Annotated in this window: 23 protein-coding genes and 1 pseudogene; 9 read left to right on the top strand and 15 right to left on the bottom strand. The window is 59.7% G+C overall.

Annotated features, from left to right (window positions below; genetic code table 11):
• Window positions 1–19: 19 nt before the first annotated feature.
• Complete coding sequence (locus FBY02_RS24300) at window positions 20–898, bottom strand: DMT family transporter (protein ID WP_144930638.1); 879 nt, start codon at window positions 896–898, stop codon at window positions 20–22.
• Between the two features lie 46 nt (window positions 899–944).
• Complete coding sequence (locus tag FBY02_RS24295) at window positions 945–1,721, bottom strand: IclR family transcriptional regulator (RefSeq protein ID WP_144930636.1); 777 nt, start codon at window positions 1,719–1,721, stop codon at window positions 945–947.
• A 185-nt stretch (window positions 1,722–1,906) separates the two neighbouring features.
• Between FBY02_RS24295 and FBY02_RS24290 the strand changes: the two genes are divergently transcribed.
• Window positions 1,907–2,788: a neutral zinc metallopeptidase gene (locus FBY02_RS24290; protein ID WP_144930635.1), complete on the top strand. Its 882-nt coding sequence runs from the start codon at window positions 1,907–1,909 to the stop codon at window positions 2,786–2,788.
• On the top strand, window positions 2,789–3,736 hold the full coding sequence (locus tag FBY02_RS24285; RefSeq protein ID WP_144930633.1) for an alpha/beta hydrolase: 948 nt from the start codon (window positions 2,789–2,791) through the stop codon (window positions 3,734–3,736). It begins immediately after the preceding gene.
• A 134-nt stretch (window positions 3,737–3,870) separates the two neighbouring features.
• Here the strand turns inward: FBY02_RS24285 and FBY02_RS24280 are convergent, their stop codons facing one another.
• The 3 genes from FBY02_RS24280 to FBY02_RS24270 all read right to left on the bottom strand — a co-directional run bounded on the left by FBY02_RS24280 (window position 3,871) and on the right by FBY02_RS24270 (window position 5,986).
• Window positions 3,871–4,464 (bottom strand): HAD family hydrolase, encoded by a 594-nt coding sequence (locus FBY02_RS24280; protein WP_144930632.1) that lies wholly within the window; start codon window positions 4,462–4,464, stop codon window positions 3,871–3,873.
• Window positions 4,461–5,330, bottom strand: a complete 870-nt coding sequence (gene tesB / locus FBY02_RS24275; protein ID WP_144930630.1) for an acyl-CoA thioesterase II — start codon at window positions 5,328–5,330, stop codon at window positions 4,461–4,463. Before tesB ends, FBY02_RS24280 begins: the two co-directional genes overlap by 4 nt.
• Before the next feature lie 86 nt (window positions 5,331–5,416).
• A complete protein-coding gene (locus tag FBY02_RS24270; protein ID WP_144930628.1) occupies window positions 5,417–5,986 on the bottom strand; it encodes a GNAT family N-acetyltransferase in 570 nt (189 codons plus the stop codon).
• Window positions 5,987–6,059: 73 nt separating this feature from the next.
• Between FBY02_RS24270 and FBY02_RS24265 the strand changes: the two genes are divergently transcribed.
• Window positions 6,060–6,980, top strand: a complete 921-nt coding sequence (locus tag FBY02_RS24265) for a histone deacetylase (RefSeq protein ID WP_144930627.1) — start codon at window positions 6,060–6,062, stop codon at window positions 6,978–6,980.
• 278 nt (window positions 6,981–7,258) lie between these two features.
• Window positions 7,259–8,506 carry a TIGR03862 family flavoprotein gene (locus FBY02_RS24260; protein WP_144930625.1) on the top strand — a complete coding sequence of 416 codons (1,248 nt, stop codon included), beginning with the start codon at window positions 7,259–7,261 and terminating at the stop codon, window positions 8,504–8,506.
• A gap of 65 nt (window positions 8,507–8,571) precedes the next feature.
• Here the strand turns inward: FBY02_RS24260 and FBY02_RS24255 are convergent, their stop codons facing one another.
• Window positions 8,572–9,909, bottom strand: coding sequence for a DEAD/DEAH box helicase (locus FBY02_RS24255; protein ID WP_144930623.1), 1,338 nt, complete (start codon window positions 9,907–9,909; stop codon window positions 8,572–8,574).
• 58 nt (window positions 9,910–9,967) lie between these two features.
• Entirely contained in the window at window positions 9,968–10,870 is a 903-nt protein-coding gene (gene yedA, locus FBY02_RS24250; protein ID WP_144930621.1) for a drug/metabolite exporter YedA, read from the bottom strand.
• A gap of 161 nt (window positions 10,871–11,031) precedes the next feature.
• On the opposite strand from yedA, the gene FBY02_RS24245 reads away from it, so the two are divergent.
• Entirely contained in the window at window positions 11,032–11,484 is a 453-nt protein-coding gene (locus FBY02_RS24245; protein ID WP_144930620.1) for an Lrp/AsnC family transcriptional regulator, read from the top strand.
• Window positions 11,481–11,597: pseudogene (locus tag FBY02_RS28495) on the top strand (metal ABC transporter ATP-binding protein); the annotation flags it as partial. The gene FBY02_RS24245 and the pseudogene FBY02_RS28495, both read left to right, overlap by 4 nt.
• 16 nt (window positions 11,598–11,613) lie before the next feature.
• Here FBY02_RS28495 and FBY02_RS24240 read toward each other — a convergent pair.
• The 3 genes from FBY02_RS24240 to FBY02_RS24230 all read right to left on the bottom strand — a co-directional run bounded on the left by FBY02_RS24240 (window position 11,614) and on the right by FBY02_RS24230 (window position 13,656).
• Complete coding sequence (locus FBY02_RS24240) at window positions 11,614–12,225, bottom strand: PolC-type DNA polymerase III (protein WP_144930619.1); 612 nt, start codon at window positions 12,223–12,225, stop codon at window positions 11,614–11,616.
• A gap of 22 nt (window positions 12,226–12,247) precedes the next feature.
• A complete protein-coding gene (locus tag FBY02_RS24235) occupies window positions 12,248–12,727 on the bottom strand; it encodes an NYN domain-containing protein (protein WP_024780298.1) in 480 nt (159 codons plus the stop codon).
• A gap of 158 nt (window positions 12,728–12,885) precedes the next feature.
• Window positions 12,886–13,656, bottom strand: coding sequence for a DUF2076 domain-containing protein (locus tag FBY02_RS24230; RefSeq protein WP_144930617.1), 771 nt, complete (start codon window positions 13,654–13,656; stop codon window positions 12,886–12,888).
• Between the two features lie 176 nt (window positions 13,657–13,832).
• Between FBY02_RS24230 and FBY02_RS24225 the strand changes: the two genes are divergently transcribed.
• On the top strand, window positions 13,833–14,492 hold the full coding sequence (locus tag FBY02_RS24225) for a hypothetical protein (RefSeq protein ID WP_144930616.1): 660 nt from the start codon (window positions 13,833–13,835) through the stop codon (window positions 14,490–14,492).
• Entirely contained in the window at window positions 14,489–15,568 is a 1,080-nt protein-coding gene (locus FBY02_RS24220; protein WP_144930615.1) for an endonuclease/exonuclease/phosphatase family protein, read from the top strand. Before FBY02_RS24225 ends, FBY02_RS24220 begins: the two co-directional genes overlap by 4 nt.
• A 477-nt stretch (window positions 15,569–16,045) precedes the next feature.
• Here FBY02_RS24220 and FBY02_RS24215 read toward each other — a convergent pair whose 3' ends face one another.
• Window positions 16,046–16,621, bottom strand: a complete 576-nt coding sequence (locus FBY02_RS24215) for an ABATE domain-containing protein (protein WP_144930613.1) — start codon at window positions 16,619–16,621, stop codon at window positions 16,046–16,048.
• A 199-nt stretch (window positions 16,622–16,820) separates the two neighbouring features.
• Here FBY02_RS24215 and FBY02_RS24210 point away from each other — a divergent pair, with 199 nt between their 5' ends.
• On the top strand, window positions 16,821–17,708 hold the full coding sequence (locus tag FBY02_RS24210; RefSeq protein WP_144930612.1) for an alpha/beta fold hydrolase: 888 nt from the start codon (window positions 16,821–16,823) through the stop codon (window positions 17,706–17,708).
• A gap of 331 nt (window positions 17,709–18,039) precedes the next feature.
• Here the strand turns inward: FBY02_RS24210 and FBY02_RS24205 are convergent, their stop codons facing one another.
• From FBY02_RS24205 to FBY02_RS24195, 4 genes are read right to left on the bottom strand one after another with little or no spacing between them, the layout of a single operon-like run.
• Window positions 18,040–18,474 carry a hypothetical protein gene (locus tag FBY02_RS24205; protein WP_144930610.1) on the bottom strand — a complete coding sequence of 145 codons (435 nt, stop codon included), beginning with the start codon at window positions 18,472–18,474 and terminating at the stop codon, window positions 18,040–18,042.
• Window positions 18,471–18,899: a hypothetical protein gene (locus FBY02_RS28490; protein WP_256662558.1), complete on the bottom strand. Its 429-nt coding sequence runs from the start codon at window positions 18,897–18,899 to the stop codon at window positions 18,471–18,473. Before FBY02_RS28490 ends, FBY02_RS24205 begins: the two co-directional genes overlap by 4 nt.
• 12 nt (window positions 18,900–18,911) lie before the next feature.
• Complete coding sequence (locus FBY02_RS24200; protein ID WP_256662559.1) at window positions 18,912–20,522, bottom strand: integrase; 1,611 nt, start codon at window positions 20,520–20,522, stop codon at window positions 18,912–18,914.
• The gene (locus tag FBY02_RS24195; protein ID WP_178112079.1) at window positions 20,519–21,064 is read right to left on the bottom strand and encodes a hypothetical protein; all 546 of its coding nucleotides are present in this window, start codon (window positions 21,062–21,064) and stop codon (window positions 20,519–20,521) included. Before FBY02_RS24195 ends, FBY02_RS24200 begins: the two co-directional genes overlap by 4 nt.
• Between the last annotated feature and the right edge of the window lie 133 nt (window positions 21,065–21,197).

Genomic DNA, 21,197 nt, shown 5'->3' with positions numbered 1-21,197 from the left:
TCGCCACAGGTGGTCCGTGTCATTTGCGTCGCTGCTGCCACGCCGCAGCCAATCCGCTGAGACAGATCAGCACGATACCCAGCACCGTGGTCAGCGTCGGCGTGTGGCTGAACAGCAGCCAACCCAACAGACCGGCGAAGACGATCTGGCAGTAGCTGAAGGGCGCCAGCAGCGCCGGGGCGGCAACGCGGAAGGCCTGGGTCAGCATCAGATGCGCCGTCATCCCACAAGCCCCCAACGCCAGCATCATCGCCCCATGCAACAGGCTCGGCACCTGCCAGAAGAACGGTACCAGTGCACTCATCACCAATGTGTTGCACAAACCGGCGAAGAAATTACTGGTGGTCGGGCTGTCGACTTCGCTGAGCTTGCGCGTGAGCAACTGATAGAAACAGAAGAACAATGCCGAGCAGAACGGCAACAGCACGGCCGGAGTGAACAGGTCCCCGCCCGGATGGACGATGATCAGCACCCCGATGAAGCCGAAGATCACCGCCACCCATTGACCGCGTGTCACCCGCTCGCCCAGCAGCGGCACCGACAACGCCGTGACCAATACCGGGGCCAGGAAGTTGACCGCCGTCGCTTCGGCCAACGGGATGTACAGCAGCGACGTGGTGAAGAAGAGACTGGTGCCCAGCAGGCACAACGCCCGCGCCGACTGCCACAACGGGCGCTTCGTACGCAGCACCCGCAACCCAGAGCGCGGCAGGAAGATGCCCGCCATCAGCAGGGTATGCACCACATAACGGGCCCACACCACCATGATGATCGGATAGAAACCCGAGAGGTATTTCGACAGGGCGTCATGGCTGGAAAACAGGAACGTCGCGAAGACAATCAGCAGGATGCCCTTGAAGGCCTGATTGACACCGGAAAGCGGGGTGCTGACGGTCATGGGGTGATCCTGGGTGACATAATTTAGGGGCCAATCTCTGCTTGTATCAGCTGAATAACTCCGACGCCTGGCTCGCTTGCGACAATTCCTCGGCAAACGCCAGCAAGGTTGGGGCCAATTCATGCAACCGTACCCGCGTCATCCGTGCGCTGGGCCCGGCAACGCTGAGTACGCCGACGACCCGGTCGTCCTGCGGATGACGCACCACGGCGGCAACGGCCGAAGTGCCAATCGCCGAACTCTCTTCGACACAGGCATACCCCTGTTCGCGGGCCGCACGAAGGTATTCCAACAGTTCATGGGTGCTATGGGGCGCGTTTGGCCCCACATCCACCGGTACCTGGGCAGCCTGGCGCTCGACCAACGCCAACGCCTCGGCATCGCTCATGCACGCCAGCCAGGCATGACCCGACGCCGTATAGAACAGCGGCGTCTCGCGGCCCATGTCCGGGTCGTAGCGCAAACCGGACCGCGCCCCTTGAGACTTGGCGATCCAGGTCTGGCGATCCCCTTCGATGACCCCCAGGCGCACCAGTTCACCGGTTTCCCGGGCCAGACGGTCCAGCACCGGCTGCACGATGTCGGCGCCGCTGCGCGAGAGATAGCGAAACCCCAGGGCGACCAGCCGGGTGGACATGTGATAACGCAGGTTCTCGGGGTTCTGGCGCACGTAGCCCAGGCGCATCAGCTCGGCGAGCAAGCGGTGGGTGGCACTCTTGGGGATCTGCAGTTGTTCGGCCAGCCCTTGAAGTGGCCAGCCGCGAGGTTCGCCGGCGAGACTTTCCAGCACATCGAAAACCCGCTCAATCTGACTTCCAGCCATGGGACCCCGATGCAATGTTATCAATTCCAGAATTTTTAAAGTCTAATGCAAATTCTGGAACCAAGTACACTTTCATCGGCTGATGCTGTCTCTTGGGGGAGCTTATGTCACAAATCTGTTAGTAAACTGGCGTCATTCCCACTCAACGGCAACACTGTCCACACGGTCAATCAGAGGACTCCCACATGCTATGGAAAAAAGGTCGCCGCAGTGACAACGTGGTGGACGCCCGTGGCGATGGTGACGGCGGCGGGATGCGCTTTGGTGGGGGCAAGGGGCTGAGCCTGACGGCCATTCTGTTGATCGTTGGCATCGGCTGGATCACCGGCCAGGATCCGATGCAGATCCTCGGGCAACTGGCCGGGCAGATGGATCAGTCCGCACCGACCTCCTCTCAAACCCGCCAGGCGCCACCGGCCAACGATGAACAGGCCGAGTTCGTGCGTTCGATCCTCGGTGATACCGAAGACACCTGGGGCCAGGTCTTCCAGCAGGCCGGACGCCAATACCAGCAGCCCAAACTGGTGCTGTTCAGCGGTCGGGTCAACTCGGCGTGCGGCCTCGCCTCATCGGCAACCGGGCCGTTCTATTGCCCGGCGGATCGGCAGGTCTACCTGGACATGAGCTTCTTCAAGGAGATGTCCCAGCGCTTCTCCGCCGCCGGAGACTTCGCCCAAGCCTATGTCATCGCCCATGAAGTCGGCCACCATGTGCAGACGTTGCTCGGTGTGTCGGCGAAAATCCAGGAAGCTCGCCAACAAGGCCGGCAGATGGAAGGCGACGGCGGCTTGCTGGTGCGTCAGGAATTGCAGGCCGATTGCCTGGCCGGCGTCTGGGCCAATCATGCGCAGAAGCGCCTGAACTGGCTGGAGCCCGGAGACGTCGAAGAAGCTTTGAACGCCGCCAACGCCATCGGTGACGACCGCTTGCAGCAACAAGGCCAGGGCCGCGTGGTGCCGGACTCCTTTACCCACGGCACGTCGGCGCAACGGGTGCGCTGGTTCAAGGCCGGGTTCGCCCAGGGCCTGGTCAGCCAATGCGACACTTTTGCGGCGAAAAACCTGTAGATGAAATGGGCCGCATCGATCGCACTGGTGCTGTGCAGCCTCTTCGCCCAGGCTGACGAACACGCTGTGAACACGGTGGCGCAGGGGCGGCTGCAGCTCAAGGGCGGCAGCATGGTGGTCGGGGTGAGCCCGCCCCCAACGTCTATCCAACGTGTGCTGATCATCCTGCATGGGCGGCTGCGCAACGCCGACACCTACCTGCACAGCGCCGAGAAAGCCGCCGGCCAGGCCGGACAACTGGCCACCACGTTGATCATCGCCCCGCAGTTCCTCAATGAGCAGGACGTCGCCCGTCATCAACTCCCCAATGAGTTGTTGCGCTGGCAAGGCAACGACTGGATGGCCGGCGGTTTATCCACAGGGCCGAGTCCGGTCAGTTCCTACCAGGTTCTCGACGACATCGTTGCACGGGTCAGCGACCGGCAGCAGTTTCCCGACGTGAAGGAAATCGTCGTTGCCGGTCATTCCGGCGGCGCCCAGGTGGTTCAGCGCTACGCCCTGCTCGCCCATGGGCAGTACCGGATCGCCCCGCGTTTCGTCATCGCCAACCCGTCCTCCTATGCCTACTTCGATGCACAGCGGCCCATGGCGTTCGACCCAGGCGGTTGCCCCGGTTTCAATCGCTGGAAATACGGCCTGCACAACCTGCCCGCCTATGCCGCCGGGCAGACAGCCGCCCAACTGGAGGAGAACTACATCAAGCGTGACATCACCTACCTGCTCGGACAACAGGACGTCGATCCGGAGCACCCGGCGCTGGATAAAAGCTGCGAGGCGCAGACCCAGGGGCCGTATCGGTTGTTGCGCGGGCATTTCTACTTCGACTACCTGACCCGGCGCCACGCCGAGGGGCTGAACCAGCGGCTGATCGAAGTGCCGGGGGTGGGGCATGATGGGGATGGGATGTTCAATTCAGCCGAGGGGCTGAAGGCGTTGTTCGGGCAGTAAGTCTTCTGCCAACTGACAGGCCCCCTTCGCGGGCAAGCCCGCTCCCACAGTTTGACGGAGTTACTTCAGATAAAATGCGATCGAATGTGGGAGCGAGCCTGCTCGCGATAGCGATTGACCTGTCGATCTGTCTCTCAAGCCAAAAGCATCCGCCGCAATTCGCCACAATCCCGGGCATGCCAATCCGCTAGCTCCGGCCACGGATTGTCCGGCAGGTTCACCAGCACGGTCCGCGCCCCCGCCGCACGACCACAGTCCAGGTCGAAGCGATAATCGCCGACCATGACCATGTCCGCAGGCGCCACGCGCCAGGCTTCGGCCAGTTTCAACAGGCCACCCGGGTGCGGCTTGGGCGGTGCTTCGTCACGACCCAGCACGTCCTCCACAGCGAAACAATCGGCCAGGCCGATGGCCTCGAGTGTCACATGGGCCAGTTCCCGGGCGTTGCGGGTCAGGATCCCCAGGCGATAGCCACGCCCGGCCAGGTCACGTACCAACTCGACCGCACCCGGCGCCGGTCTGGAGCCCAGCGCCAGGTCCCGCTCGTGCTCCAGCAGCCAGGCATGCTTGGCCGCGGCTTCATCCGCCGGCAAGGCCGCCAGGTGGGTCAGGATGTCGTCTTCGGCCGGAATCGCCAGGGCCACCCGGATGGCCGCGAAATCATGCACGGCAATGGTCAGCGTGCCATCCATGTCGAAGACCCAGTGCCGTACGTCCGCCAGGCTCATGCCCAGTCCTTGCGATGGCGGATCAGGCCTTCCTGGGTCACCGAGGCTACCAGTTGGCCGGCGCGATTGAACACGCTGCCGCGGGAAAATCCGCGGGAATTGCCGGCCCAAGGGCTGTCCATGGCGTAGAGCAACCAGTCGTCGGCACGCAGGTCGGCGTGGAACCACAAAGCGTGGTCGAGACTGGCGACCTGCATGTCCTTCTGCCAGACCGATTTGCCATGGGGCAGCATCGACGTGGTCAGCAGGCCGAAGTCCGAAGCGTAGGCCAGCAGGTATTTGTGCAACGCCGGCGAATCCGCCAGAGCGCCATCGGCGCGGAACCACACGTATTTGATCGGGTCGGCCGGCTGCGGGTTATACGGGTCCTTTTCCGTGACCGGGCGTACCTCGATCGGCTTGGGGCACAGCAGTTTTTCCCGCATGTGCTCGGGCAACAGGTGCGCCCGCTGCTGGGTCAGCTCCAGCTCGGAGGGCAGGTTTTCCGGCCCGACGACCTGGGGCATGGTGCTCTGGTGCTCGAAACCCTGTTCGTCGTACTGGAACGATGCACTGCAGGTGAAAATAGGATTACCTTTCTGGATCGCCGTGACCCGGCGGGTGCTGAAGCTGCCGCCATCGCGTACCCGGTCCACCTGGTAGACCACCGGCAACGCCGCGTCGCCCGGACGCAGGAAATAGCCATGCATCGAATGCACATGGCGCGCCTCTTCCACCGTCTGGCTGGCCGCCGACAACGACTGGCCCAGCACCTGGCCGCCGAACAACTGGCGGAACCCGAGGTCCTGGCTGCGACCGCGGAACAGATTCTCTTCGATCGGTTCCAGGGTCAGCAGGTCGACCAGATCTTCCAACACATGGCTCATTCAGACTTCCTCACACAGCACACCGCGCAGTCTGAGCTGCGACGGTGGATCAATTGTTGGCCCACTAATGTAGACGTCCGTGTCGGTTAACCGTGCAGGGTCTGCAGCCACTGCTCGCGGTTGATGCGGTAGAGCACATGGTGACGCAATGGATGACCGACCGCGAGTTTTGGATGTTCGAAATCGTCAACCGGATCATGGTGCATGCCGATCGCCTGCATGACCTTTTGCGATGGCAGGTTATCGGTCGAGGTGAATGCCACTACCTCGTCCAGCCCCAGGCGGTCAAACCCACAGCGCAACGCCGTCCAGGCAGCCTCGCTGGCATACCCCAGGCCCCAGTGCTCCCGGGCCAGGCGCCAGCCGATCTCGATGGCCGGCGTGAAATGCGCGTCGAACCCCACCACACCCAGCCCGGTAAAACCGATGAAGGCACCGGTGTCCTTGCGCTCCAGCGCCCACAAGCCAAAACCATGTTCGGCAAAGTGCCCACGCACGCGCCCGATCAGCGCGGCACTTTCAAGGCGGCTCAGGGGTGCCGGGAAATAACGCATCACCTGCGAATCGGCAGACATGGCCGCAAACGCCGGCAGATCCTCATCGTGCCACTGCCGCATGAGCAGCCGCGCACTTTCCAGTTCCAGTATCGGCTCCATCTCTACTCCCCTTCCATGCCCCAAAGTCTACATCGCTGGTAGGATCCGTCATTCAATCATCGCTGAAAACACCATGCCGCTGCCGCTTATCTATCACGAAGACTACAGTCCCGAGTTCCCGGCGGAACACCGTTTCCCCATGGACAAATTCCGCTTGCTGCGCGACCACCTGGTTGACAGCCGGCTGACCCGCGACGCGGACCTGTTGCGCCCGTCGCTGTGCCCGCCCGAGATCCTCGCCCTGGCCCATGATCGCGTCTATATCGAACGCTACATGAGTGGCGAGTTGTCCCGCGAAGACCAACGGCGGCTCGGCCTGCCCTGGAGCGAAGCCCTGGCCCGGCGAACGGTACGGGCCGTGGGCGGTTCGTTGCTGGCGGCCGAGCAGGCCCTCGAACACGGGCTGGCCTGTCACCTGGCCGGAGGCACCCACCATGCCCACTACGACCACCCTGCAGGATTTTGCATTTTCAACGACCTGGCGGTGATCAGCCGCTATTTTCTCGCCAGTGGCCGCGTCTCGCGGGTGTTGATTTTCGACTGCGACGTGCATCAGGGCGACGGTACCGCCCGGATACTCCATGACACCCCGGACGCCGTGACAGTTTCCTTGCATTGCGAAAAGAATTTTCCCGCACGCAAGGCTCAGAGCGATTGGGACATTCCATTGCCGATGGGCATTGAAGATTCGGCCTACCTGCAGGTGGTGGACGACGCCCTCAACTATCTGCTGCCGCTCTACCAGCCGGACCTGGTGTTGTATGACGCGGGGGTCGATGTACACAAGGACGACGCCCTCGGTTACCTGAAGCTGACAGACGAAGGGCTCGCCGCCCGGGACGAGAGCGTCATGCGTCATTGTCTCGGGCGCGACATCCCGGTGGTCGGGGTGATCGGCGGCGGCTACAGCAAGGACCGCAGGGCTCTGGCCCGGCGTCACGGGATCCTGCATCACAGCGCACAAAAAGTCTGGTCGTCATCAGGGTGTCATTGAAGTCTGGGTGCGTTACCCACAATGCCTGTGGAGCGGCCTGTGGATAACCTGAGCGAAACGGCCTACAGGCTATATTAGGTATAGCTTGCAGAGGTCTGGTTGTTTTTTAACCACAGACTCAAGAACACCTCCATCCCTGTGGGAGCGGGATTGCTCGCGAAAGCGGTATTTCAGTCGACATCTTCGTTAACTGACACACCGCTTTCGCGAGCAAGCCCGCTCCCACAGAATCTGTGCTGATAGAATGCCGCGCTTATCCCCTCCCTGCAGTTCACGCCATGACCTCGACCGCCCCATCCAACACTCCAACCATCGCGATCATCGGCGGCGGCCCTGCCGGTCTCATGGCAGCGGAGGTTTTGAGCCAGGCCGGCATCCAGGTCGACCTGTACGACGGCATGCCCTCGGTGGGCAGGAAGTTTCTGCTGGCCGGTGTCGGCGGCATGAATATCACCCACTCGGAAGCCTTCCCGGCATTCCTGTCCCGCTACGCCGAACGGGCCGCAGATATCGCCCCGTTGCTGCGGGCCTTCGGCGCGGATGAGCTGTGCACCTGGATTCACGGTCTGGGCATCGACACCTTTGTCGGCAGTTCCGGGCGAGTGTTTCCCACCGACATGAAAGCCGCCCCGCTGCTGCGTGCCTGGCTCAAGCGCCTGCGCGACGCCGGGGTGAAGATCCACACCCGCCATCGCTGGCTCGGCTGGAACCCCGACAACAGCCTGCGAATAGCCAGCCAGGAAGGTGAAAAAACCCTCCAGCCCGTCGCCACGCTGCTTGCGCTGGGCGGCGGCAGTTGGTCACGCCTGGGCTCCGACGGGGCCTGGATGTTGGCGTTGGAACAGCGCGGTGTTGCCCTTGCTCCGTTGCAACCGAGCAACTGCGGCTTCGACGTGCAGGCCTGGAGCGAGCTGATGGTCAGCAAATTCGCCGGCGCCCCGCTGAAAAACATCGCCATCGGCTTGAACGACGACGTTCCCCGTCTCGGCGAATGCGTCATCACCGCCACCGGTATCGAAGGCAGCCTGATCTACGCCTTGTCGGCACCGATTCGAGAAGCCATCAATCGCCACGGCAGTGCGACGATCCATCTGGATCTGTTGCCGGGCCGGCCTATGGATAAAGTGCTCCAGGCCTTGAGCAAACCGCGCGGTTCACGCTCGATGGCCAAGCACCTGCACAGCCAGTTGGGGATCGATGGGGTCAAGGCGGCGTTGTTACGCGAACAGACGTCTGCCGACTGTTTCGCAGACCCGACGCAGCTGGCCCGGGCGATCAAAGCATTACCGATCACCCTGGTAAAAACCCGCCCCCTGGACGAAGCCATCAGCAGCGCCGGTGGCGTGACATTCGACGCCGTGGATGAAAACCTGATGCTCAAGCGGATACCCGGCGTGTTCTGTGCGGGGGAAATGCTCGACTGGGAAGCACCGACCGGGGGGTATCTGCTGACGGCGTGCTTTGCCAGCGGGCGGGCGGCGGGGTTGGGGATGTTGGAGTTTCTGCGAAACAGCGGCAAGCCATAAGCTGCAAGTCGAACGCGTACTGCTTTTAACTTGCAGCTTGAAGCTTGCGGCTTCCCGCTGCTCCGCTACGGCTTGCGTTTACGCGGCCCGGTATTGAACACCGGCACTTTGCGCACCGGCTTGACCGAAGGCTCCACCGGCGCCGAGTCCCCGCTGTCCACCCATTTGCCGAGGTTGCGCTTGCCGCCACCGCCCGACGTCTTTGGCTTCTTCGGCTTTTTCGGCTTCTTGATCACCTGGCCACTGGCGTCGGTATCCGGTACCCGATGTTCAGGCTCGAAGTCCTGCTCCATCTGGCGAGTCAACGTCTGGCGGGTCAACATCTCGATGGCTGACAGCAGGTTCACTTCATCGGCACACACCAGGGAAATCGCTTGCCCCGTGGCGCCCGCCCGGCCAGTACGGCCGATGCGATGAATGTAGTCTTCGGCGACGATCGGCAAATCGAAATTCACCACCAGAGGCAGGTCTTCGATATCCAGACCACGGGCGGCGACATCGGTGGCCACCAGAATCTGGATGTCACCGAGCTTGAAACGGTCCAGTGCGCGCTGGCGGGTGGCCTGGGGTTTGTCGCCGTGGATGCCGTCAGCATTGACGCCCAGTCCCTGGAGTTTTTCCACCAATGCATCGACACCGTTGCGGGTCTTGGCGAACACCAGTACCTGCTTCCACTTGTTCTTGCGCATCAGGTGCACGAACAATTCCGGCTTGCGCTTTTTGTCCACCGTCACCACCCATTGCTTGACGGTGCTGGCGGCGACGTTGCGCGGGCTCACTTCAATGCTCAGCGGATCGTTGAGCATCTGCCCGGCCAGCAAACGGATGGCGTCGGAAAAGGTCGCCGAGAACAGCAGCGTCTGGCGTTTCTTCGGCAGCGCCTTGTAGATATTCGCCAGTTCCTCGGAGAAGCCCAGGTCAAGCATGCGGTCGGCTTCGTCCAGCACCAGGGTCTGCAACTGGTTGAACTTCAGCGCGTTCTGCCGGAACAGATCGAGCAAGCGCCCCGGCGTGGCGACCAGCAGGTCGACGCCTTTGCGCAGTTTCATCATCTGCGGGTTGATGCTGACGCCACCGTAAACGGCGTAGGTGCTCAACGGCAGGTTCTGCGCGTATTGGCGCACGCTTTCATGGACCTGCTCGGCCAATTCGCGGGTCGGTACCAGGATCAGCGCCCGCACCGAGTTGGCGGCCACTTTCGGCCCTTCGGTGGTCAGCAACTGCAACAGCGGCACGGCGAAACCGGCGGTCTTGCCGGTGCCGGTCTGGGCCGCGGCCATCAGGTCGCGACCGGCCAGCACCGCCGGCATGGCCTGAGCCTGCACCGGGGTCGGGGTCTGGTAGCCGAGCGTCTCGAGGGCGCGCAACAAAGGTTCGATCAGGCCAAGGGTGGCGAAAGTCATGGAAGTACCGTCGGAAAAATCAGCGCAGGGTGTGCAATGCGCGGCAGTTTACCTTAATTCAGGATTCAACCGGCGCAGGCTTGGGCTTGCGCCACTGAGGCAGCCCGATCAACACCACGGCACTGATGATCACCAGCATCGCCAGGGACTCTTCGACGCCGATACTTTCGCCGGCAAACACGATCCCCAGCAGCACCGCTACCGCCGGGTTGACGTAGGCATAACTGGTGGCCGCCGCCGGCCGTACATGCTTGAGCAGATACATGTAGGCGTTGAAGGCAATGATCGAACCGAAGAACGTCAGGTAGGCCAGCGCGAACCAGCCCTCGAACGGCGGGATGCGCTCCAGGTGTTCGCCACTGGCGAAGCTGCCGATCAACAGCACCACGCCGCCCACCAGCATTTCCACGGCACTGGCCATCGCCCCCGCCGGCAAAGGCAGATGTTTGCTCAGCACCGAGCCGAAGGCCCACGACGCCGCCGCGAACACCAGCAAGGTTGCCCCCAGCGGACTGGATTGCAGGTTGGAGCCCAGGTTGAGCATGGCGATGCCGATCAGCCCCAGCACAATACCCGCCCATTCAAGGCGTGTATTACGTGCGCCCCAGAAATACCCGCAAAGCAGGGTAAACAAAGGCACCGTCGCCACGGCCAACGCCGCGACCCCGGAAGCCACGCCGGTGTGCTCGGCGACACTGACCGCGCCGTTGCCGAAACTGAGCAGCAACACGCCGATGATGGCTCCGGCCTTCCACTGCGCCCAGGTCGGCGCCGGTGCCCCGCGCCAGCGCAGGAAGCCATACATGAGCGAGCCGGCCAGCACGAAGCGAATCCCGGCCAGCAACAACGGCGGCCAATGCTCCACGCCGATGCGAATCACCAGATAAGTCGATCCCCAGATGACATACAGGGCGAAGAAGGCAGCGATCAGCGGCAGTGGAAAACGGCGTGGGCCAGGCATGGTCAGCTCGAAGTCAGGACAATGAGAGACGCTATTCTAGAAAGGCGATGAACGGAAAATAAGCTACAAAACCTGTTTATCTGGCCCATACACTTTTCAAAACACGGAGATTGGCGCTATAAACCAGCCTTTCGAAAGCCACCCGATCTGGAACCTGAACTGTGGATAAATACGACCGCATGCTGCTCAGCGCCCTGTTGGAAAACGGTCGTGCGTCCTACGCCGAACTGGCCCGCAAAGTGAACCTCTCGGCCCCGGCCGTGGCCGAACGCGTCAGCAAACTGGAAACCAGCGGGATCATTACCGGCTACCAGGCCAAGGTCGACATGGCCAAGATCGGCCTGCCGGTGCAGTGCGTGATCGAATTGCGGATGAACCAGCACGGCAACCAGAAGGCCTACGACGACTTGTGCAAGATTCCCCAACTGACCGAATGCCACCGGGTGACCGGCGACCCCTGCGTGATCATGCAAGCGGCGGTCGGCTCGATGCCGGAGCTGGAAGAGCTGATCAACCGGATCGCCAAGTTCGGCTTCAGCAAGACCTCGATCGTGCTGTCCAGTGCCATTGAAAAGCGGGTGCCGCTGGGGCAATTGGAAGGCAACGGAAAATAATCGGTTCAAGACAAATCAAAACTGTGGGAGCGGGCTTGCTCGCGAAGGCGGTGTATCAGTCGACATCTTCATTAACTGACGCACCGCATTCGCGAGCAAGCCCGCTCCCACAGGGGTTTTGTGGTGTATTTAGCAGTCGCGATAACGCTTGAGATGCTCATTGATCTTCGCCGCCGGCACTTTCTGCAAGCTGCACAGCAAATCATGGGACAACTCCCGCAGCCCATGCGTCTGCCGCAGTTCCGAAGCCAGATGCGCGGTGAGGTTGGCGGCCATTTCAGCGTCGGCCATGGCCCGGTGAGCTTGGCCGGTATGGGGCAGGCCGGCGAAGGCGTTGAGGGTGCCGAGCTTGTGGTTCGGCGCGGCCGGCATCAGGCGTCGGGCGAGCAGCAGCGAACAGGCAAAATTCTGCAGGCGGGTACGCTTGATCCGCCCCAGTTCGAAGTCCCAGAACTTCTGGTCGAACGCGGCGTTATGCGCCAGCAGCGGCGTGGTGCCGACGAACTCGTTGACCTCGTTCATCACCCGCTCGGCCGGCGGCGCGCTGCGCAGCATGGCATTGCTGATGCCAGTCAGTTGCTCGATGAAAGCCGGCACCCGCACGCCGGCATTCATCAGGCTCTGGTAGCGGTCGACGATCCGGCCTTGCTCAAGCATTACCACGGCGATTTCCGTGGCTCGGCAACTGCTGCTCGGGGTGATTCCGGTGGTCTCAAAGTCGATGACTGCGATGCGTTCCAAACCTGTCTGAACTCCGTAACGATCAATTCTTGAGCAGCAGCGCGCCTTCGATGGGCACGTAGCGACTGGCGGCACGGATCAGCGAGTTGGCCGTCAACCCCGGCACGCCGTACGCCACCGCCTGCACACCGTGCTTGCTGATGATGCGTTCGAGCAGCATGTCGAAGTCGCCGTCACCCGAGGCCAGCACGACCTCGTCGACATGGTCGGCGGCGTCCATGATGTCCAGCGTGATGCCCACGTCCCAATCGCCCTTGGCCGAGCCGTCGCTGCGCTGGATGTAGGGCTTGAGCTTCACGGTGAAACCCAGGTTGCGCAGGATCTGCTGGAATTGCTGCTGCTTGCTGTCGCCGCGATCGATCGCATAGGCGTAGGCCTCGACGATCTGCCCTTGTTTGCTGATGTCGGCCCACAGGGCGGCGTAGTTGAAGTGACAACCATAGGCCTGGCGCACGGTGTAATAGAGGTTCTGAACATCGGCGAACACTGCGATTTTCTTCACCGCGGTTCCTCTTGAATGCACAAGCGCACAGGCTCTGGGTCAGGCATCAGTGGCCGATGTGGCCACCAAGCCCGAAAAGGCGCCCAGTATGCCAGCCCGAAGGAGGGTTCCGCGAATAATCGGTCCGAGGCGCGTGGGCACCCCGGACGAATGGCAGGTCAGACGAAGGAATCGTCGTCGCCAAAGAAGGAAGAGTCGTCGCTGTAGTCCGCGTCGCTGAAGCCGCCCTGGTCGTTGCCGTAGTTATCGTTGTCGGCCATGCGCTGGTCGTCGCCCCAACCGTTGTCCCCGCTGTTACCCACGTCGCTGGCCGGTTGGGCCGGCTCTTGCTTGATGATCTCGACGATTTCCTGGGGCTGCTGGCCGCTGTGGAACAGACTGCTGATACCTTGCGCCAACATCACACCACCGGCCACGCCGGCCGCGGTTTTCAGGGCGCCACCCAGGAAGCTGCTCGCTGCCGGGGCTTGTTGTTGTGCAGCGCCATAGCCCGCTGGCGGCGCACCGAAGCCCTGCTGAGCCGGGGCGTTGTTGAACGACGGCCGCGCCGGCTCGCGCCAGCCGCCACCGCCGGTTGCCGGAGCGCTTGGGACGGGGGCCGGTCGCGAATCGCGGCTGCTGCCACCAAAAATACTCGAGAGGAAACCACCGCCACCGCTGGGTGCCGAGGCCTGGCTGCGAGCGTTCTGCAGGTCCGTCTGCAGTTGCTGGACTTGCTCGGTCAGTTGCCTGTTCTGCTCGTCGAGGCGTTTGATTGCCGCCTCCTGCACAAGAATCGCCTGGGCCATGAAATAACCGGCCGCGGGCTGGCTGGCCAAGTGCTCCTTGATCCGCGCCTCGGCCTGGGCGTCGCGCGGGCCTGAATCCTTTTCGGCCTGTTGCAGCCGTGAAAACAGTCCATCGATCAGGGTTTGTTCTTCGCTGTTCATGGCGACCTCATCAGATTGCCGGGTAGAAAACCAAGCCGGTTCCGCAGAACCGGTGCTCATCAGTAATGGGGCTTGCCACGAAGGTTTCAATGGTCTTTACCTGATGTTTACGTTTGCTTGTGCGGGTGCCTGATCGGTTAAAGTGTCGGACCGCTTCTGGACCTGCGATCCGACTCATGAATCCGTTTGACGTGCTGCGCGACTCTTTGTATTTCTTCAAGCGCCATCTGGGCCGGATCGCCCAGCTGTGCCTGCCACTGGTGATACTCGAGGCCGTGCTGCAACAAGCCGTCGACAGCGCTCTCGGCCCTGATGGTTTTCCGGGCTACAGCGTGATCGTCGGGCTGCTGGTATATCCGGTGTACACCGCTGCACTGATCCTGTTTCTCGACGCCCGCAGCCGAGGCGAATCGCCGCACATTCGCGACCTCCTAGCCGCGGCCCTGATCCTCTGGCCGCGCTTCGCGTTGCTGACCGCCCTCAACACGCTGCTGATCCTGCTGGGTATTTCGTTGTACATCCTGCCGGGCCTGTGGCTGATGGTGACCCTGGCGTTCAGCGAGTACCTGCTGGTGCTCCGAGGCCTGGCGCCGCTGGCCGCGATGAAGGAAAGCCTGCGCATGAGCCGCGGCCGGTTCTGGCGGATCCTGTTGTGCATCATGGGCGTGATGGGGCCGCTGTGGCTGCTCAAGGGCGCCAGCGTCTCGGTGTATCCGCCGCCCCAGAACCCCTGGCTCGGCCTGTTGATCGACAGCATTCACAGCTTCCTGCAACTGTTCACCAGCGTGGTGCTGTTCCGGATATTCATGCTGATCGGGGAAAAAACCGAGCCATGACCCGTTTACTGCGCTACACATTGCTGAGCTTGTTGCTGATCGTCTGCCTCGCTGCACTGGCGATCTACGGCCTGACCTGGCGCCCACAAGCCCGGGAAACACTACCGGTCAATTGCACCGCGGGCGCCGCGCCGCTGATGCCCGGCCAAGCGGTAAAGGTGATGACCTGGAACGTCCAGTTCCTGGCCGGCAAACGCTACGTGTTCTGGCACGACCTGGCCCAGGGCGACGATGAAAGCCCAACCCCGGAAGACATGGCATTCAGCCTCGACGAAGTGGCACGGGTCATCCGTGACGAGCAACCCGGCATCGTCCTGCTGCAGGAATTGGACAACGGCGCCAAGGCCAGCGACTACCAGGACCAACTCAAGTTGTTGCAGGAGCGGCTCGCCGACCTTTACTCCTGCAGCACCAGCGCCTTCGACTGGAAGGCCGATTTCATACCCAGCCCCCATATCTTCGGCAGCGTCGGTCGACAACTGGCAACGCTGAGCCGCTACCGCATCGATCACGCCGAACGGGTGCAACTGCCAGTGGCCGAGACCAACTTCATCAGCCGCCAGTTCCAACCGAAAAATGCCCTGCTGGTGAGCTACATACCGCTGAGCGATGGCAGTCAAATGGCGGTGCTCAACACGCATCTGGAGCGGGCCACACAGCCGGACGAAACCCTGCCCAAGCAAGTCACTGCCGTATCCAAGGCCCTGGACAAGTTCGAATCCCGAGGCATGCCTTGGCTGATCGGCGGTGACTTCAATCTATTGCCCCTGGGGCAGTACCTGCGCCTGCCGCCCGAACAGCGCACCCCCTACTCCGTTGACAGTCCGCTACACCTGCTGTGGGACAAGTACCCGATGATTCCCACCAACAACGAGGCCAGTGGCATCGACCGTGCGCACTGGCTGACCCACTACCCGAACGACCCCGGCCTCAACGGCCCGGACCGCACCGTCGATTATCTGTTCTACAGCCCGCGCATCAAACGGGTCGAGGCCCAGGTGCGACAGGACGACACGTTGCGCATCTCCGATCACTTGCCGGTGATTGCACGGTTCCTGCTGCCCGTTACGCCATAGCCGGACAGCTGTGGGAGCCTGCTCGCGATAGCGTCGGGTCAGTCAATTCTGGGCTAGTTGATACACCGCCATCGCGAGCAGGCTCGTTCCCACAGGGTTCAGCTTCCCTGCGGATTACTCTTTGCTCACTTACGCGGCTTGACCCGCGCCGTCGCCTCCGCCACCAACGGATCATCCGGCCAGTAATGCGCTCTATCAAGTACCCGGCGCACCTTTGACACCTGTCAAAGCCCGTATTTCCAAGGTTTTTAGCCAATTCCCCGAAAACGCATTGACAGTCAATCCTGATGAGTAGTTTGACTGAAAAATGGCGCGTAGTGGTTCTGTGTTTGACTGCGAAATTGCACTCTATTATCCCACCCGCTTGCATTCGACCTCGTCAGAAAACGGCCAATAGGAGACCATCAGGGCCAAAACTTCGGCGTTACCTCGGCATGACCACCACCAAGCGCCGTTGGCCAGCACCTGACTAATCGGTTACTTCTGATACTGACGTTTGCGATGCTCGGCGACCTTATGCCGGTTGCCGCAGAGTGCCATGGCACACCAGCGACGTCGGTGCGACTTGGTGCGATCGTAGAACCAGAGCGTGCAGTCCGAATGTTCACACTGGCGGACCAGAGTGAAATCGCCATGGCATAGCAAGTCTGCCGCCCGTTCCGACAGGGGGGCCAGCCATTGCTCCGGCGATTGGCGCTCGGCAATCCGCAGTAGACGCGGCTCGGCGGAATGCTCCCAGACCAGTTGCGAATGGCTGGCCGCTTCGCACAAGAAACGGTTGAGCGTCGTTGGATCGCCGTACACTCCGGCCTTGCGTTGCTCGACCAGGACACGTACGGCTTCGCGCAAGGCTTTCGCCGCCTCGAGCACAGCCCCTTTGGCAAAGCGTGGCACAGGAGCCTCCCTTAACCCGGTGCGTTTCATCCAGGTGTGCACATCGGCATCGCTCTGCCAGAAATCGGTAGCGACGCCATCGCGAGTGGCAATGGTGTTGAGCATATCCAGCGCCGGATGATCGGCGATTACGAAGGGCTCGGTGACAGGGGTGGCCATGGCATTTCTCGCGGAAGATCGTTGCCGTCATGGTAACCGTTGTACTAGACGATTCAAGTTACATATCCGCCAGAACTGCCAGTCGTCGGTCATGACCATAACCTCTAAAATAATCATTGACTGGTTACCGTGTGCGTGCGAGATTGACCCTCGTAGTAACCCACCGCCTTATTTTCGCTGGTTACAGAGGGCTCATCCGATGAACACCATCTGCCGCTCCGCCCATTCAGTCCGCCACCAGTTCGTCGAAGCCGACGGGGTTCGTGTCTTCTACCGTGAAGCCGGCAAGCCGGATGCCCCGGTGCTGCTGCTGTTGCATGGTTTTCCCAGCTCATCGCATCAGTTCCGCAACCTGATCCCGCTGCTCGCCGACCGCTTCCGCCTGATCGCACCAGACCTTCCCGGTTTCGGCTTTACCGAAGTGCCAAGTGAACGCAACTATAACTACAGCTTCGACGCCCTGGCCCATACCCTCGGCGCCTTCGTCGACGCGCTCGGGCTGACGCGCTACGCCATGTACGTGTTCGACTATGGCGCACCGACCGGCCTGCGCCTGGCCGTCGCGCATCCCGAACGGGTGAGCGGCTTCATCTCGCAGAACGGCAACGCCTATCTGGAAGGGCTCGGCGATGCCTGGGCACCGGTACGTGCTTACTGGGCTGATCCGTCCGCCGCCAACAGGCAGGTCGTCCACGATGCCATGCTACATCTGGAGGGGACCCGCTGGCAGTACCTGCATGGCGTCGCCGACCCGACGCAGGTCGCCCCCGAGTCCTACACCCTCGATGCGCTGCTACTGGAACGTCCGGGCAACAAGGATATCCAGCTGGACCTAATTCTCGACTATGCCACCAACCTCGAGCGCTACCCGGAGTTCCAGGCGTTTTTGCGCAACTCCCAAGTGCCAGCGCTGATCATCTGGGGTCGACACGACCCGTTCTTCATCCCGCCAGGCGCCGAAGCTTTCAGGAAGGACAAGCCGAACGCCGTGGTCGAGCTGCTCGACACGGGCCACTTCGCCCTGGAAACCCATGTGGAGCACATCGCCGCACGGATCCGCGAGGTAATAGGCAGCGCGGCTGCCTGATCACTGGAGTGCCGAATGGAGCGTGTACTCTTCGGCCACCGTTGAATCCAAGGCCGTATCGCCATGGCGTCACTATCAAAGATTGAATGGAAATATTCGAATTCCGATACTTCAGCGAGGTAGCCTGGGCGGCCACTCATGGAAAACGCCACGAGGCGTTCCACGGGTTGGCCATTCGCCCTACGCGAATTCGGGAGCTGTGTAGGGTGGACAACGTTTAGTTGTCCACCCCCTTCTGCGATTGGCCGCAAAGGGTCGTTCTCTGCCGGTCATGTCCACAAAATGTGGTGGTTAACCCCCTCTTCCTCGTGGTCCAGGTTTGGACAATTGATCAATGCGGACGTCTGAACTGCTTGACGTTAGCAGTGCCCGTATTTTTCAACGAATATTCCAAATCACGTACCCGATCCCATAATTTCATATTCTGAGCAAAAACCTTATCGCGCTGAATTTGGGCCGTTAACAGCTCTTTTTCTAGCGAAGCTAACTGACTTTCCAACTGTCGGATTCGACGACCATTTGACGAAGTCCCTTTGCCGGCCCCTGCCCGAACAGACTCAATCTTTGCGAGTAGCTGTAAGTGCGACTTACGAGATTTCTTTAAGTACCCACGGTCAAACCCCGCCTCCAGACTAACAATGCTCGCAGTGAGCTTCGAAAGGTCTAGGCCTACATGCTCAGCGACAACGGGATTGCCATCTAGGAGTCGCTGGAAAGCGTTCTCACATGCACTCAGGCCGCTACTATCAACCAGGCCACTCTTCATAGCGATAACTCCACGGTATCAATCAACCGAGCTTTGTAAGCCGTCAAACGCTCAATATCACCCCTCACAATCTGATATTCGCCAGAGTTTTCCGGGTAATTACACAATTCTTCCGTCGCGTCCTCGATAGCCGCATCTAGGTTCGAGCGTTTTATAATGGCCCCCTCACAAGTCAAGCACTCAGTGTAATCACCCAACAGAAACGAATCGCAACGACCTACCTTGGTACAACCACCGAGAAGCGTTGGCCTGTAACTGATTGCACCATTTTTAACCCGCTGTTCAGTGTCAGCACGGACATCTTCAATTCGAACCTCACCCGCCTGAAGCCGTTTTTTCTGCTTCTCCATATACGAACCAGTGCCGCCAAATAACGGCTCCTCACTGAATAGAAGATCAGCAATCAGTTGATTGGCTACAGCCATGGGCATAGCCATCTAATATTCGAAGGCAAAGTGATTGCGTGGCAGCAAAAATTCATTTCTGCTCTCATCGTAATAGCCAAATATCGTTCGCAAATTCTCGTAGTTATTAGCGTAATATCGAGCCATCTGGATGGTCATGTGTTTAAACTGTGTTCGAAGCGTTGGCAGCGAGAGAAAGCCGCTGCTACTACCATAAAACGCCAGCGAACGTCGGAACTGATGCGTGGTCAGCGGCCAGGGCTGGCCGACTGCGAATTCCGGATCGTTGTGAAAATCACGAGAAGGGTCGCTTTGACATAGTTCTTTAACATCCTCGTCCTTAATCAAAATCAATCGTAAGGTAGACTCTTGAGTAGACCTTAAAGAAAAGCTCGTAACACCAACCTCTGCTTTACCTCTCGTAAAACTCAATATCGATGGATTGAGAAAAAGCGGACAGCGATCATCTAGCTCGACCTTATATAGCTTAGCGAGACCACGGCAAATCGCTTTAGCAATCTCGATAGCCTTGACGACTTCATCTGGGGCGAACCAAGTACTTTCTTTCTTGTAGCCCGAAAATTTCGTGGTGGTCGATAGAATATTTACCGACTGTGACTTATCTCGGAGTATACCTTCATCATCAAGAACCGCTTCCTGGGCAATTTTATCGGATAAACAGATATAGGACATTCGCATGACCTCTTGATCGCGCATGCCGGTATAAAGGTGGACTACGGTTGCCAGCGTATACTGCATCTTGAGCAAGACGGTCTGTAAATGTCTCTTATGAGCGCACGCAAACTCTCCGGAGAACACCGCGCTCAGATCGTGGTCCTTGAGTGCCTGAGGCATGTCAGGGTGAAAGCTCGCGTTGTAGCCCAGATCTTTTTTTTGCCTTATGCGCGTACGGCCATAGTGCTCATTGGCGAAACACTCTATAAATGACTCGAATCTGTTTAAACCGGGGTGTAGCTGATCGATGAGGTCACCAGTTACATTGATCAGGCTCAAATAGATACGCGTAGGAATAACGGGATGTTGTTTGAAATCTGGAGCTTTAAGATCAAATGCACTTGGGTTGAGCACGGCGTACCCCAGTCGATTACCGCCTACGCTAACCAAGGCCCGCAATATTCCAGTCAGAACCTTGCCAACAGGTTTTTGCTCACGAATAAACGCCGCAAGATATACCGGCACTGTGAACAACTGTTCCAAAGAAAGCACGCCGACCAAACGCTTCTGCTTCTGCTCGTAACAAAACTTCATGGCCATGCGCAAAACCATCCAGTACTGACTCAACGTGGATACACTGAGCGTACCGCGTCGTCCACCGCCTGCAAAATAGATCAGACAGTACAGCAAATACTTGACATCATCGATCAATACTGACTGCTCTTCCCCTTCATCATCAAAAACTGTATCAAAGGATATTCGATTAACTTTTTTTGCACTCAACCTGTATGGATTGAAGTCCCAAGAAGCACCGTTATATATCGCCGTTGCTATGCCATTCTCATCGCGACATAGCACAAAATTTGGACTAGGCTTCCCATATAAATGAAAGGCATTATCTGGCTCGGAAGTACCAGCGAAGTGACCGCTAGCAAAGAGACTGCCTATGGACTGAACAACATCACTCAAAATGTCACCCCCAACCGTTCATAACGGCTCAATCGGCTTTCCCAAAACGCAGTAATTTCACCATACTCAAACACTTTTATTTTGACCGCTTCGACAGTCTGCCTCGTTGAATCAGAGCGTTTGCAAAGCGCTTCGATGATAAACTCAATTCGGATAGAGAGATCTTTGTATAGTGCCTCAGCGTGCGCCACGTCAGGAACCGTTTTACGCACGGAATTGATTACGTACTGCAAACTCAACAATTTATGTAGATCCTCTTCGTCACTGTGGCAGATATAGTGCTCGCAATATAAACACCCGTACTGTGTGCGGCAGTTCAGCTCGACAAATTTCCCCACACCCGCTACGGGCGTCGGATGGTTGAAGCCATCGCAGTGACCCGCTGCTGTTCCGATCACGCCATTGCTGTGAACCTGGCTGCGCTCACGTATGACTTGGGCTGCATGGCGCATGGATTGCCAAAATTGGCCGAATTCGGCGTCTTGCTGCTCAGGTGTCGCATCAGCGTAAGTCGATATGTTCACTGCCTCAGTGTGGTTCAACGATACCGCTATCGTAGAGGGCGAAATGCGAGCAGAGTCTGAGGGATCCCCACAAATCTATTCCAATGCCTGCGCCTCTTGATGTACCTCTGCTCGCAACGCGTGCTCAAGTCTCTCCAAAGTTTTTCGAGAG

Source organism: Pseudomonas sp. SJZ078, assembly GCF_007828255.1.
GTDB lineage: Bacteria > Pseudomonadota > Gammaproteobacteria > Pseudomonadales > Pseudomonadaceae > Aquipseudomonas.
Note: the sequence above shows the minus strand (reverse complement) of the source record. Positions and strands in the feature narration are given on the sequence as shown.

Excerpts from the sequence above, each read along its gene's own strand:
- FBY02_RS24300 (WP_144930638.1), bottom strand. The coding sequence starts at position 898 with ATGACCGTCAGCACCCCGCTTTCCGGTGTCAATCAGGCCTTCAAGGGC.
- FBY02_RS24295 (WP_144930636.1), bottom strand. The coding sequence starts at position 1,721 with ATGGCTGGAAGTCAGATTGAGCGGGTTTTCGATGTGCTGGAAAGTCTC.
- FBY02_RS24290 (WP_144930635.1), top strand. The coding sequence starts at position 1,907 with ATGCTATGGAAAAAAGGTCGCCGCAGTGACAACGTGGTGGACGCCCGT.
- FBY02_RS24285 (WP_144930633.1), top strand. The coding sequence starts at position 2,789 with ATGAAATGGGCCGCATCGATCGCACTGGTGCTGTGCAGCCTCTTCGCC.
- FBY02_RS24280 (WP_144930632.1), bottom strand. The coding sequence starts at position 4,464 with ATGAGCCTGGCGGACGTACGGCACTGGGTCTTCGACATGGATGGCACG.
- tesB (WP_144930630.1), bottom strand. The coding sequence starts at position 5,330 with ATGAGCCATGTGTTGGAAGATCTGGTCGACCTGCTGACCCTGGAACCG.
- FBY02_RS24270 (WP_144930628.1), bottom strand. The coding sequence starts at position 5,986 with ATGGAGCCGATACTGGAACTGGAAAGTGCGCGGCTGCTCATGCGGCAG.
- FBY02_RS24265 (WP_144930627.1), top strand. The coding sequence starts at position 6,060 with ATGCCGCTGCCGCTTATCTATCACGAAGACTACAGTCCCGAGTTCCCG.
- FBY02_RS24260 (WP_144930625.1), top strand. The coding sequence starts at position 7,259 with ATGACCTCGACCGCCCCATCCAACACTCCAACCATCGCGATCATCGGC.
- FBY02_RS24255 (WP_144930623.1), bottom strand. The coding sequence starts at position 9,909 with ATGACTTTCGCCACCCTTGGCCTGATCGAACCTTTGTTGCGCGCCCTC.
- yedA (WP_144930621.1), bottom strand. The coding sequence starts at position 10,870 with ATGCCTGGCCCACGCCGTTTTCCACTGCCGCTGATCGCTGCCTTCTTC.
- FBY02_RS24230 (WP_144930617.1), bottom strand. The coding sequence starts at position 13,656 with ATGAACAGCGAAGAACAAACCCTGATCGATGGACTGTTTTCACGGCTG.
- FBY02_RS24225 (WP_144930616.1), top strand. The coding sequence starts at position 13,833 with ATGAATCCGTTTGACGTGCTGCGCGACTCTTTGTATTTCTTCAAGCGC.
- FBY02_RS24220 (WP_144930615.1), top strand. The coding sequence starts at position 14,489 with ATGACCCGTTTACTGCGCTACACATTGCTGAGCTTGTTGCTGATCGTC.
- FBY02_RS24215 (WP_144930613.1), bottom strand. The coding sequence starts at position 16,621 with ATGGCCACCCCTGTCACCGAGCCCTTCGTAATCGCCGATCATCCGGCG.
- FBY02_RS24210 (WP_144930612.1), top strand. The coding sequence starts at position 16,821 with ATGAACACCATCTGCCGCTCCGCCCATTCAGTCCGCCACCAGTTCGTC.
- FBY02_RS24205 (WP_144930610.1), bottom strand. The coding sequence starts at position 18,474 with ATGAAGAGTGGCCTGGTTGATAGTAGCGGCCTGAGTGCATGTGAGAAC.
- FBY02_RS28490 (WP_256662558.1), bottom strand. The coding sequence starts at position 18,899 with ATGGCTGTAGCCAATCAACTGATTGCTGATCTTCTATTCAGTGAGGAG.